The organism is Chryseobacterium sp., from assembly GCF_019236175.1.
Taxonomy (GTDB): domain Bacteria; phylum Bacteroidota; class Bacteroidia; order Flavobacteriales; family Weeksellaceae; genus Chryseobacterium.
In genome coordinates, this window is sequence record NZ_JAFAJM010000009.1 from 254,518 (window position 1) to 266,660 (window position 12,143).

The 12,143-nt window shown below is 37.7% G+C and carries 11 protein-coding genes; 1 reads left to right on the plus strand and 10 read right to left on the minus strand.

What is annotated here, in order from left to right; genetic code table 11:
- Positions 1-6: 6 nt before the first annotated feature.
- The 3 genes from JO178_RS08720 to JO178_RS08730 form a co-directional block, all read right to left on the minus strand.
- A complete protein-coding gene (locus JO178_RS08720) occupies positions 7-792 on the minus strand; it encodes a TatD family hydrolase (protein WP_291934352.1) in 786 nt (261 codons plus the stop codon).
- Positions 793-858: 66 nt separating this feature from the next.
- Positions 859-1,509: a hypothetical protein gene (locus JO178_RS08725; RefSeq protein WP_291934355.1), complete on the minus strand. Its 651-nt coding sequence runs from the start codon at positions 1,507-1,509 to the stop codon at positions 859-861.
- Between the two features lie 3 nt (positions 1,510-1,512).
- Complete coding sequence (locus JO178_RS08730) at positions 1,513-2,226, minus strand: DUF434 domain-containing protein (RefSeq protein ID WP_291934357.1); 714 nt, start codon at positions 2,224-2,226, stop codon at positions 1,513-1,515.
- A 199-nt stretch (positions 2,227-2,425) separates the two neighbouring features.
- On the opposite strand from JO178_RS08730, the gene JO178_RS08735 reads away from it, so the two are divergent.
- Positions 2,426-3,283 carry a DUF4822 domain-containing protein gene (locus tag JO178_RS08735; protein ID WP_291934360.1) on the plus strand — a complete coding sequence of 286 codons (858 nt, stop codon included), beginning with the start codon at positions 2,426-2,428 and terminating at the stop codon, positions 3,281-3,283.
- Positions 3,284-3,401: 118 nt separating this feature from the next.
- On the opposite strand, the gene JO178_RS08740 is transcribed toward JO178_RS08735, so the two are convergent.
- The 7 genes from JO178_RS08740 to JO178_RS08770 form a co-directional block, all read right to left on the minus strand.
- The gene (locus tag JO178_RS08740; protein ID WP_291934363.1) at positions 3,402-4,448 is read right to left on the minus strand and encodes an MBL fold metallo-hydrolase; all 1,047 of its coding nucleotides are present in this window, start codon (positions 4,446-4,448) and stop codon (positions 3,402-3,404) included.
- Positions 4,449-4,459: 11 nt separating this feature from the next.
- The gene (locus JO178_RS08745; RefSeq protein WP_291934365.1) at positions 4,460-6,040 is read right to left on the minus strand and encodes a Na+/H+ antiporter; all 1,581 of its coding nucleotides are present in this window, start codon (positions 6,038-6,040) and stop codon (positions 4,460-4,462) included.
- A gap of 156 nt (positions 6,041-6,196) precedes the next feature.
- Positions 6,197-7,120, minus strand: coding sequence for an alpha/beta hydrolase (locus JO178_RS08750; protein ID WP_291934369.1), 924 nt, complete (start codon positions 7,118-7,120; stop codon positions 6,197-6,199).
- Between the two features lie 199 nt (positions 7,121-7,319).
- Positions 7,320-8,186, minus strand: coding sequence for a helix-turn-helix domain-containing protein (locus JO178_RS08755; protein ID WP_291934370.1), 867 nt, complete (start codon positions 8,184-8,186; stop codon positions 7,320-7,322).
- Between the two features lie 94 nt (positions 8,187-8,280).
- A complete protein-coding gene (locus JO178_RS08760) occupies positions 8,281-8,973 on the minus strand; it encodes a hypothetical protein (protein WP_291934373.1) in 693 nt (230 codons plus the stop codon).
- Positions 8,974-9,070: 97 nt separating this feature from the next.
- Complete coding sequence (locus JO178_RS08765) at positions 9,071-10,822, minus strand: alkaline phosphatase D family protein (protein WP_291934375.1); 1,752 nt, start codon at positions 10,820-10,822, stop codon at positions 9,071-9,073.
- Between the two features lie 463 nt (positions 10,823-11,285).
- On the minus strand, positions 11,286-12,125 hold the full coding sequence (locus JO178_RS08770) for a thiopeptide-type bacteriocin biosynthesis protein (RefSeq protein WP_291934378.1): 840 nt from the start codon (positions 12,123-12,125) through the stop codon (positions 11,286-11,288).
- Positions 12,126-12,143 lie beyond the last annotated feature (18 nt).

The following is a 12,143-nucleotide window of genomic DNA, read 5'->3' on the forward strand; positions in this document are numbered from 1 at the left end:
TCTTTTTTATAATCTGAAAAATTTTCTGGCCGTTTCAGTGGTCTCATCAGCAACTTCAGATGAGGTAACTTTCTTTAAACGGGCTATGGTCTGTCCTATATAAGGAAGAAAAGAAGGTTCATTTCTCCTGTTTTGCATTCTGGGCATATTTTTAGGGAGCATAAAGGGAGCGTCTGTTTCAATCATCATTCTGTCAAGCGGGACATATCTGATAACATCTTCGAGTTGTTTAAATCTTTTATCATCACTGACTGCTCCTGTAAATCCCAAATAAAAACCTTTATCAAGATAGCTTTTAGCCTCTTCCAGTGTTCCGGTAAAACAATGTATTACAGCTTCGGGCAATCGGGAAAGGTAATCATCTGTGATAACATTAAATCTTTTAAATGCAGCTCTTTCATGAAGGAAAAGCGGTTTATTTATTTCTATTGACAACTCCAGCTGCGCTTTATAACATTTTTCCTGGACAGGTCTCGGTGAAAAATCTCTGTCAAAGTCCAGTCCGCACTCTCCTACTGAAACCACATGATCCTGTTTCAGTAATTTCCGTAGCTCACCGATACTTTCATGAGTAAAAGATTTGGCATCATGAGGATGAATTCCCGCTGTTGAAAATAAAATTTCAGGATAATCCTCTGCGATTCCTGCAGATTCCTTACTTCCTCTTACGCTGGTTCCTGTAAGAATCATCTGTTCTACTCCGTTATCCAATGCCCGGTTGATAATTTCATCATGTTCATTATAGAACTGTTTATTGGTCAGATTAATGCCAATATCAATGTATGTATTCATCTGTTGTTAAAATTTATACCCGCAAAACTAGCCACAAAGTGCGCAATCATTTTACGCAGCATTGTATTATTCATTGATAAATTTTTCAAGAAATCCGATCAGCTTTGTACCATTATGGCTCCAACGGATCCCGTGACCTTCTTTTTCTCTGACTTCAAAAACCAGATCATGTTTATAGTGAAAGAAAACATTCCACCAGGTTTGATTTTCAATAATATACAGAATCTTTTCCATTACTTTTTCCTGTTTCTGCCGGTTACTTCCTTTAACTTCACCCCAGAAATGATCATCCGTTCTTCCCGTATGTTTTTCCCAAGCCCGTTGTCCTATTGTTATTTCATGATTAAAGGGTTCTAAACAGGCTTTTATAAGTACTTCATGAAGCGGAGGAATTGCATGTTCGTCTCTGATACTGGCGGAAGTCAGTCTTTGTCCTAAAACAATAAGCCAGTCTTCAAATGGAATTTCTCCCAGTTCTTTTCCTTTATCCTTATCGGAACAGTTCTTATTAAGAATGGAGATAAAACGATTGAAACGTTCTTCCCTGTTAACTTTTATTTCCTCATTAAAATAAGGCAGATCCCATTCTGATGGGTTTTCTTTAAACTTATTGGTATTCCGGCTCAGACTTCTCAGATGTTCTTCAGCTAAAACGGTCTGATATCTTTCTTTCCAGCTATCCGGGATAAAAGGAATATATTTTTCAAACAAATTCATTTTTCAGAATACTTTTACGAGATTAACAGAAAGTTTTTCTTCTTCAATCAGAGATCCCACCAGATTAAACCATTCTTGGCAGTGATCTAAAATCCATGCATCTGAAGAAATAATTATATCCTTAGTTTCTGCAAGAAATTTATCCGGACTCAACTGTAATTCTGCCTCCCAGTTCAGGCTGTTTTCCTTCGCAAAATCAAGAATAAGCTGTTTAATTCGTCCGCTATTGGAGACAGGCTGGTCAAAAATCCAGATCAGTTGATGAATCTGGTTCTTGTCAAAGAAAAGAGCTACCAGTTCTATCGCTTTCAATGTCTGATTCACTCTTTTATAAGTTCCGTGAACTCCTGAAAGGTCACGAAAACAACCATCCAGTCCCTCAAAAATATAGGCTTCGGAAAGCAGGCTTTCCAATAAGATCAGTACATTAAACCCATCAAGATATATCGTTTTATTTTTTAAATCTGAAGAGCTATGTTCTTTTTGTTTCCTGTTATACATCTGAGATTCAGAAGCTGATGCACCTCTTAAGGCCTGTACCTGTCGGGTTTTTAAACGATATCTGTTTCCTACCAGATCAGAGGCTGCCTTTTCCGCATATCCTCTTGTCAGCAGATACACCATATCCTGAACGGCAAGTTTCAGCTTTCCGAGCTGTTTCTCCGGACCAAACAGCTTGTCGTCGCCTGTATTCTTTCCACGGTTTCTGTTATTCATATTCAAAAATAGTTTTTTAGCAGGAAACCATGGCAACTGAATTTTATTATAAGCAGAATTACATGAATATTTTCCCTTCGTTTATGGATTCAACATTACAAAAAACAGACAGTTATGTTTTCTACAACAAAAGAGATATTCTGTACAAAGTTTTGATTTTAATTAAGGATATGTTTGCAAAATAATTAATAATATCCTTATGACTACACTGAAAAAATTATGTTATCTGTTTGCCTTGATGCTTATATCAGCATCATTCGTATCATGTTCCAACAATGATGACGAGATTGTTACCGGGCAGCAGACCCCTTCACAAGTTCTTTCATCCACACCATGGGAAACTACCGGAGCTAAAGACAAAAACGGAAATGCTGTAGCGTTGACAGATGCAAGTGTTAACGGATACGTAGGTTTTGCTTATTTTAAAACCAACGGAAGTTTTGTTATTTACGGACTAGACGATATATTAAGATCAAGGGGAACCTGGTCTGTAGATCCACTGGGAAAAACAAGAACTATTGCAGCATTAAATCCGGATGGAACTGCTATTTTCACCCGTGATGTTGAAATTCTTGTTTTAAACAAAAATGAATTCACTTACAGAATACGTCCAAATGCAGCGGATCAGTCTGTTTATTATGATATCATTCATACAAGAACATCCCATGCAGAACCGGGTAACGGACAGCTTACCTTAGCTTCTACACCCTGGGAAACCACAGGAGCTAAAGACAAGGACGGAAATAATGTGGCATTAACGAATGCAAGTGTTGCAGGATATGTGGGATATTCTTACTTCAGAGCTAACGGAACATTTAAAATTGTTTCACTGGATGATACTCCGAGATCTCAGGGAAAATGGTCTATTTCTCCTGACGGAAAAAAGAGAACGCTTATCGGTTTAGATGCATCAGGAAATGTAACCTTTACCCGTATAACGGAAATTCTTATTCTGAACGAAACCACATTCACGTACAGAATTACTCCTGATACTGCTAATCCTGCGGTCTTCTATGATATTATACACACTAAAGTTACTCACAAAGAACCTCAATAGTATTTATTTTTCTGATAATCAGGGAAGAGGAGGCCGTCTCAATGAGACGGTCTCTTTCTTTTAGTATGGATATTTTTATTGTACACCGTGGCTAAGAAATCTCCGATCGGCAGGCAGATCAGATGTAGTCTTTCCACCATTTTTTCCAGACTGAATGATCCAGTTGATCCAGATTTACTTTTTCACCAATAACCGGTAAACTAATAGGCTGCTTATTTTCTTCAGCATATTTTGAAACAAGCTCCAGCGGTTCATACCAGGTGTGCTGTGCCAGCTTAAATTTTGAGTGGTGTACCGGAATAAAATTTCTGGCTTTCAGTTCTTTTACTTCCGTAATAATCTGATCAGGTAAAGAATGAATATATGGCCATTTTTCGTTGTATTGTCCACATTCCATTATTGCTAAATCAAACGGTCCGTATTTTTCTCCGATTTCTACAAAATGATTACCATACCCGCTGTCTCCGCCCAGGAATAAATTCTTCGTGGGTGTTTTCAGAACAAACGAGGTCCAGAGCGAGATATTGCGGTTCAGTAATCTTCCGGAGAAATGTCTTGCGGGAGTCAGTGTAACCCTAAAGCCTTCTGCAATATCAATGCTTTCCCACCAGTTCTTTTCTGTAATTTTATCCGGATTCCACCCCCAATATTCAAAATGTTGCCCTGTTCCCAAACCGCAGATGACTTTACCTACTTTATTTTTCAGGGCCTGAACCGTTTTGTAATCCAGATGATCCCAGTGATCGTGAGAGATAAGCAGGAAGTCTATATCCGGCATATGTTCCGGCTTATAATAATCTGCTCCCGGGAAAGCTTTTATCGATCCCGGCATAGGAGATGCGTTTCCGCTAAAAACGGGGTCTATTAAAAACCGTTTTCCGTCAACCTGCAAGAAATAAGAACTATGTCCGAACCAGACCATAACGTTTTCTTCAGGGAAAAGATTTTTCAAATCGGTTGTTACGAAGGGAAGAGATGTTCGGGGAGATGTATTGTCAATCTTCCGTAAGGTTCCCAGAAGAGCTTTGGTCATACTTTCTCCTTCCAGTAATGCCGGTGTGGGTAATATATTCTGAAATTTTCCGTTTTTATAATTGGAAAGTGTATTGAAATATTCTTTCCTTTTTTCATCGGGAAACTGTCCGAGTTGTTTTACTAAATTCATTGCTTTAATTTTTACATTCTGAGTCTTTCTTCTTCCAGGTCCAGCCTCGTCAGATAATGTCTTATATATTCTTCGTCAATATTCATATTGCGTCTGTTTTCTTCACGCAGCCAGATTCTTTGCTCTTCCAGTGCTTCAAAATATATTTTTTTCCCTTCATCAGACATTTTGTGGAGAGAATCTTCTTTATCTTCCTTTTCCCAACGATCCAGCATCTCATTAAAATACCGGTTTTCATTTCTTCTTTCCCTGTAGTTTTCATTGAGATAATGTAAGGCGACGTGGCGCATTCCTTTGCGAAGGAAATGTTCGGACTCTTCCTTAGACATATATCCTCCCTTGGAATCAGATAATTTGAGCTTTCTGATAAGTGTGGGTAATGTGAGCCCCTGAAGAATTAATGTGACCAGAATCACCACAAAGGTAATGAAGAGAATGAGATCGCGATGCGGAAAGGCTTGTCCGTTTTCCATCACCACGGGGATTGATAATGCTGCGGCAAGAGAAACCACCCCGCGCATGCCAGTCCATCCCATCAGAATGGGAGCTTTTATTCCGGGACTTCTGTCTGCAACATTGATATATTTCCGCATGAACAATGTGGTAAATAATGCTCCAAAAGAAGCTAAAAAACGTACAATAATCAGGACTCCGGTTATCACCAGCCCATACCTGACAGCTTCAGATAAGCTAATTCCCTCTTTATCTAAGCCTACCATAATTTCCGGCAGATCTAATCCTATTAATAAAAATACAATTCCGTTAATCAAAAAGACAAAACTTTCCCATACATTAGACCCTCTTAGTCTCGATTCTGAGGTTCTGAATATTTCATGTCTGCGTACAGAAAGAAACAATCCTCCGCTTACCACTGCCAATACTCCTGAAGCATGAACTTCTTCTGCTGCAATATACATCACATAAGGTGCTACCAGACTTAAGATGGCATCCATATTAACATCTGTCGGAAATATTTTTTCAATTTTCAGAAATATATAAGCCAGCGCCACTCCTATTGCCAATCCGCCAAAGATCATCCATCCAAAGCTTGCCACAGCATCCTGCCACAGGAACTGTCCTGTAGCTACGGCTAACATTGCAAACCTGAATATAATAAGAGAAGAGGCGTCGTTAAACAAACTTTCTCCTTCCAAAACTGTAGAGAGAGTTTTAGGGACTTTTACAAATTTCAAAATAGCACCGGCACTTACAGCATCCGGTGGAGAAACAATTCCTCCCAAAACAAAACCTAAGGCTAATGAAAATCCGGGAATATAAGAATTGGCAACAAATGCTACGGATATGGCAGTAAGAAAGACTACAACAAAGGCAAAACTGGTAATAATACGTCTCATTTTCCATATTTCCTTCCAGGAAACCGCAAAAGCGGCTTCATATAAAAGCGGTGGCAGAAAAATGATAAATATAAGTTCCGGATCAATGGTTATAGCAGGCAATCCGGGAATAAAACTGATGAGTAAACCCGCAATAACCAGTATAATCGGATATGCAATTTTCAGACGATTGGCAAGCATAATTGCCCCAATAATTACCAGCACTAATCCTAAGTAATAAATAAAATTTTCCACCATTGTTTTTCGATTAATTTTAAACCAAATTATAGAATTTTTAAGAAATATAGTGTTGATAACCTGATTTTAACTTAAACAGAAAATAAATCCAGGCAATCGGAGGTGGAAAAAACAGGCTGCTGTAATAATATACAGCAACCTATTTCATTTTTTAATTTACACCAGTTTCTCCAGAAAGAACGGGGCCAACTGCCCTACAGCTTCATCTACACAATTTTCCCTGTCATACAAAGACATATGATTGGCTCCATTGATGATGTATTTTCTTTTATCCCGGGAAGCAGCACGTTGGAGCAGATCATCACTCATCCATGCACTTCCTGCCGCATTTCCTACTATGGCCAGTAATGGCTGGGTAAAGAAAACTTCGGCTTTATTATAGGCATCATAAGTGATGAGCTGGGAAAAACTTCTTGTGGTTGAGAAACCGGGAGCTGTAGGATATTGACAACGATCGGTATGGTAATATTCCCACGCTTCCCTTAATTCTTCATTCGGAGCATCTTCTTCTTTTACTGGTGCTAAAGGGAACAGCTGAATTTCACCGTCTCCCGCTTCAGCAGTTCGTGCATGAGAACCAGCCAACAAATAAGGTAAAGCGTCGTGATCTTTTACATTGTTTTCCCAACCGTTTCTGAACATGGAACCGATATTTACGGCACTAATCATTCCCACAGCTTTAATTCTATGATCATTCATTGCCGCATTTGCCGCATAACCAGCGCCGGCACAAATTCCCATAGCACCGATTTTACCTGCATCCACATAGGATAATGTTGTCAGATAATCAATTACGGCACTTATATCTTCCGTTCTGATATAAGGATTTTCCAATTGACGAGGCTCTCCTGTACTCTCTCCCTGATAAGAAGCATCGTAAGCAATGGTGATCAGCCCATGTTCAGATAATCTTTTAGCATACAGACCTGCGGTCTGTTCTTTTACTCCGCCTCCCGGATGAGCTACTACTATGGCCGGATATTTTTTATTCCGGTCAAATCCGTCAGGATAACTGATTATCGCTGATAATATAATTTCCTGAGCATTTCTGTTTTTAATACTGATTTTTTCCTGTATCATGATGTTGTATTGTATGAGTTATTATTGAGGAATTGATTTTTAAGTACTATCAAATGATACTTCAAAGGTAAAGCGGTAAATGTCTTTCAGACGGAGACATATTACTCAAAAACAGATACATTTTACATTTCTTCCGAAAGCATTACCAAAATAATGAAGACAACTCGGTGAGTTGTCTTCATTATTTAATAGATCCATATTACTGGTTTCTGAAAACTTTTGGTGAAAGTCCCGTTTTTTTGCGGAAAAATCTCGCAAAATAGTTTGGGTAATCGAAACCGAGACTATATGAAATTTCACTGACGGAGAGGCTTGTATTTTTTAATTTGTCTTTGGCCAGTTTTACAACATAATCATGGATATGATCTAACGGAGATTTTCCGGTAAAATGTTTGATGAGATCTCCGAAATAATTGGGCGAAAGATTACTTTTTTGGGCAAAAAATGCTACGGAAGGCAGTCCTGTGACTTCTTCATGCTCTCTGAAATAATTTTCCAGATTTCTGTAAAACTCATCGATTACTTTATGGTAAATCTCTTTTCTGGTATCGAATTGTCTGTCGTAAAATTCTTTAACATAGGTAAGAATTAAGTTGACGTACGAGATAATAACCGTTTTTGAATAATTATTTTTTTGAAATTCGTTATTTGCCTTTCTGAAAAGATCCCATACAATGCTTTCCTCATCCGTTGTCAGAAAAAGTGCTTCATGGTTATTGTAATGCACAAAACTGTAATCTTTGGCATATTTTTCAAGATATTTTGCATTTACCATAATGCAAAGACCTGAAAACGGGGGCGCTATTTCCCATTCTAATGTGTTTTGGGGGCAGTCTGCGTACATATAAGAAGAATCAGACTGATCTTCGAGTAATGGATAAGAAACAAAATTCGTTTCCATAGGTGGCTTAATTGCCAGCAGATAGAAATCTATGGTAACAGGCTCTGACTTTAGCCTAAGATCCTGATGATTCTGAAAATCCACAATATGAAGATCATCACTCTTTAAGCCGTCTACATTGAGATAACGACTGAATTCCGGTATACTTAATATTTTTGTACTCATGATAGAATCTTCAATACTATGTAAAATTAGATATTTTGAGGAATCCTGTTATGATACAAATTCAGGAAAGAAGGATACATTTTACTTTTGTATTTCAAAATAGCCATTTTGATATTCCCAGCATGATCAGTCCCAGAACGATACATCCGACAGCTAAAACCGCTATGGTAGCCAGTCTTATCTGCCAGTATTTTTTCCAGTCGAATCTGAAATTGACGGGATCAATGCTAAAAGCTTCGTATACAAACGGATCTATCTTCAAATCAGGTCTGAAGCGGGCTATTCCCTGGATAAACCTTCTTCTCAGAGATCTTGTATTGATTATATAAATATAGCCGGGATCAATTTTTTCAAAGTCCACCTTAATCGTGTTTCCGCCATACCTTATGGCAAGAATATAGTCTTTTCTTCTGGGTGCTGCACTGACATCATACACATCGGTAAGATTCCATTTTTCAATCTGAGTATACAGGACCTCTTCTGGGATGCCATTTACTCTGTAATAGTGTACTCCTTTATTGTCCACCAAAATTTTCGTAACTCTTTCTTTTAATGATTTCCGGCTATGGACGAAAATGCGGTACATCGTGTAAATCAGGGTCGGATAATATACTAAAGCCAGGACAGAAAAAAACACTTTATTACTGGTTATCAGCAGCGGCAATATCAAAAGCGCTACAATGATCATCAGTAAAAAGACCGGGGCAAAAATTCTGATCAGCCAGATCATCCCCCAGCATGGTTTAGACTCTAATGGTAAAAACTCTTTTTCCACATTTTCTTGCATAGGTTCAAGATATGAAAAAACAGTGATAAAAACAAAGAAAAGAGCTGCAATGGCACGCTGCAGCTCTTTTGATACAATTGAAAGTAAGATATGCTGATTAACTGATGGTATAGGTTTTTTCGGTCACCGTATTGTAGGTTTCAGAAAATACATTGTCTACAAATCTCCATTCTGCCACGGAATTTCCCGAGGTAAATTTTACGTGAAGGTATCCTCTTTTATAAAGATTGGCATATTCCAGATCATCGATAAGTTCTTTAAACGCACCTGCCAGCTGAATTGCCTGTGTAGGATCTGAGGTAATTCCCAGATATCCTTCAAGGCCCGGAGAAGAAACAGAACTGCAGGCAAGCTCCGTTCCGATAGAGTTCCCCTGCATATCCGTAAGTTTTCCCAGCCATGCATTATGAGTATCTCCGGCCAGTACCACTACTTTCTTTCCTGCAAGGATGGAATACAGCTGTTCTCTTTCCATGAAATATCCATCCCATGCATCGAGATTGTAAGGTAATGTTGTTGTAATTCTCGCTATTTCCTGCGGGGTAAGTGACGGATCCTGTGCTTTATATTTCATTTTAATGATCACCAGTTGTGAAATTGTATTTTGAAGCGCCAGCATAGTAGCCGGCTGTGCACTTCCATGCTGTTTTATTTCTGCAAGAATCTGATTCAGCAACATTAATAGTTCAGCAGGAACCATCATTTTAGTCATTAAGATCTGTTGTCCCAAGACTTTCCATTTTGCCGTATCTGCATTCATCTGAGATCCAAGCCATGCCATTTGCTCACTTCCGATCAGCTTTCTTTGGGTACTTAAGAAATCTGTTTTAAACTGCACCTGATTAAAATTCCCTGCATTATCCAGATAATCTGAATATTCCATTTGTTTATCTCTTGCGATCACTCTGGTATCCATCATATAAAGGGATACAATATTTCCGAAGTTGAAACTTCGGTAAATTCTGAGATCTTTTCCTGTCTTAAGGGGAATATATTCACTATAAGCCTGGAATGCAGCCATTTTTCTTGCCTGGAAATCGCCTTCATCGGGCTGATGATTTTCTGCGCCGGATTTATAGGCATCATTGGCAAATTCATGGTCATCCCATACACAGATAAACGGTTTTTTCTGATGAAGAAGCTGAAGGTTTTTATCTCCTCTGTATTGTCTGTATCGTTCTCTGTAATCGTTGAGGGTAAGAATTTCCTTAGCCGGCTTATGAGTACGTCCAAGTTGGTTGGTATAAGGATTGGTTCCATATTGTCCGGGAGCGTATTCATAGATATAATCTCCGAGGTGTACCACTACCTCAGCGTCTGAATGGGCAATGGCTCCGTATACATTGAACAGTCCGGCAGGAAAGTTGGAGCAGGAGACCACCGCCATTTTCACTTCATCTACAGCATCTGTTTTAGAAGGCAGCGTAAGTGTTTCTCCGATAACAGAAGACTCTTTTGTTTTTACATTGTAAAATCTGTAATAATATTTTGTATGGGAAGGGATATTCTGTATATCTACCGCAATAGTAAAATCATTGACCAGTGTTGCATTCGCTTTTCCTCTCCTTAGTATTTCAGTAAAGTTGTTATTTTTACTGATTTCCCATGTAATTTCAGCATCTACATTTACTGAATACCTTGTCCATATAATAACTCCTGTCGCTGTAGGATCGAAGCTGGCTACTCCGGATTCAAACCCACCGCTTTTAAGATCGTCAGGTGCTTTTTCATTATTATCGACGACATTATCATTACAACTTTCCAATAAAGGAGCGAGAAAAATTCCACCTGCTGCCAATAATGAATTCTTTAGAAATCGTCTTCTGTTAAGCTGATTGTTTTCCATCATTTTTTTTCTGCAAAAAAACACCATATAGTGAAAAAAAATGTTAACTGAGTTTTAATTATATCTTATCATTCCTTAAACAATCGTTTAATGCTGAAATTGGTGAATTAATATTCTGATTATAAACTTTTAGAGCCTATTTTTCTTCACCTCATGTATTTTCTAAATCTTCCTAATGGAAATACTCATTCTAATGCATCATATTCATATGGTGGTTTATTCATACTCTGAACAAAGCAAAAATCAGATAAATAATGAATTATAAACTCATACCATAATGCTATCAAGTAAATCATCTGTACCAGAATATTCTTTGTTATTCTTTATTTGATTTTGAGTCATGAAAAAGGAAGAGGCGATTTTTAGTATCATAAAAAATAGCTTATAGATCTCCAAACCTGTATGAATAAATTTACAATACAACTTTACGACAGAAAACGACATTATTTCCCGAAAGTTTCCCTTCTCAGGCATGATAAGCAATCGTCTTATAATACCTCATCAAAAAATCATAAATCACCATTTCAAACAACCGCTGATTGGAAATAAATATTCTGTTGATATGCATATGAAAGATGCTTTGAAAAAAACGTTGCGGGGATAATTCCAAAGAATCACTAAGATTCAGCACAACATGTTGCAATGCTTCATTACATTCATTTATATTAGAGATAATGGCATTCCTTTCTTCTGAAAACTCTTCGGACCGGATAAAGTCCAAATACTTTATTTTAAATTCCCTGTATTTTTTGTCTAACTGGCTGTTAAGTCTTTTATCCGCATTAAATTCTCTTTTAAAAGCCTCATTGGAGTCTTTTGCCCAATTAAGTTTTTCCTGAACGGAAATATTGATTGTATTCAACAGTTCATCGAAATAAAAAAGGCTTACCATTATTTTTTCATCATCATTATAATCCAGGCAACGGAGGGTAAATTCGCTATGGATACAGAATAGTTTCTCAGCAGATTCCATCGTATGCTGTCCATATCTTTCCAGTTCTCTTTTATAAACATCAATGACGATATCGGCTATTTCACCGCTATTAATATAATCCTGTAAAACAGTATTGAGTTTATTGAGAATTTCGTTGTAATGACGACTATCAGTTATTCGAAATCTTAGCCTTAAATGGGATTTAGGATCATGATACCGAATAAAAAACCATTGGGAAATAAAATGTTCTTTTTGAAAATAGGCAACCAGTGGCTGTATTCCTTCTTCCAAAATAGCATCAGCCGTTTTTATTCCGGTATAAATTTTTAAATACAGCCACTCACTTCCCGGTACAAACTGTCTGTGTATCATGATTTTTTATCTGCTTTT

Excerpts from the sequence above, each read along its gene's own strand:
- JO178_RS08720 (WP_291934352.1), bottom strand. The coding sequence starts at position 792 with ATGAATACATACATTGATATTGGCATTAATCTGACCAATAAACAGTTC.
- JO178_RS08770 (WP_291934378.1), bottom strand. The coding sequence starts at position 12,125 with ATGATACACAGACAGTTTGTACCGGGAAGTGAGTGGCTGTATTTAAAA.
- JO178_RS08725 (WP_291934355.1), bottom strand. The coding sequence starts at position 1,509 with ATGAATTTGTTTGAAAAATATATTCCTTTTATCCCGGATAGCTGGAAA.
- JO178_RS08760 (WP_291934373.1), bottom strand. The coding sequence starts at position 8,973 with ATGCAAGAAAATGTGGAAAAAGAGTTTTTACCATTAGAGTCTAAACCA.
- JO178_RS08735 (WP_291934360.1), top strand. The coding sequence starts at position 2,426 with ATGACTACACTGAAAAAATTATGTTATCTGTTTGCCTTGATGCTTATA.
- JO178_RS08755 (WP_291934370.1), bottom strand. The coding sequence starts at position 8,186 with ATGAGTACAAAAATATTAAGTATACCGGAATTCAGTCGTTATCTCAAT.
- JO178_RS08750 (WP_291934369.1), bottom strand. The coding sequence starts at position 7,120 with ATGATACAGGAAAAAATCAGTATTAAAAACAGAAATGCTCAGGAAATT.
- JO178_RS08730 (WP_291934357.1), bottom strand. The coding sequence starts at position 2,226 with ATGAATAACAGAAACCGTGGAAAGAATACAGGCGACGACAAGCTGTTT.
- JO178_RS08740 (WP_291934363.1), bottom strand. The coding sequence starts at position 4,448 with ATGAATTTAGTAAAACAACTCGGACAGTTTCCCGATGAAAAAAGGAAA.
- JO178_RS08745 (WP_291934365.1), bottom strand. The coding sequence starts at position 6,040 with ATGGTGGAAAATTTTATTTATTACTTAGGATTAGTGCTGGTAATTATT.
- JO178_RS08765 (WP_291934375.1), bottom strand. The coding sequence starts at position 10,822 with ATGATGGAAAACAATCAGCTTAACAGAAGACGATTTCTAAAGAATTCA.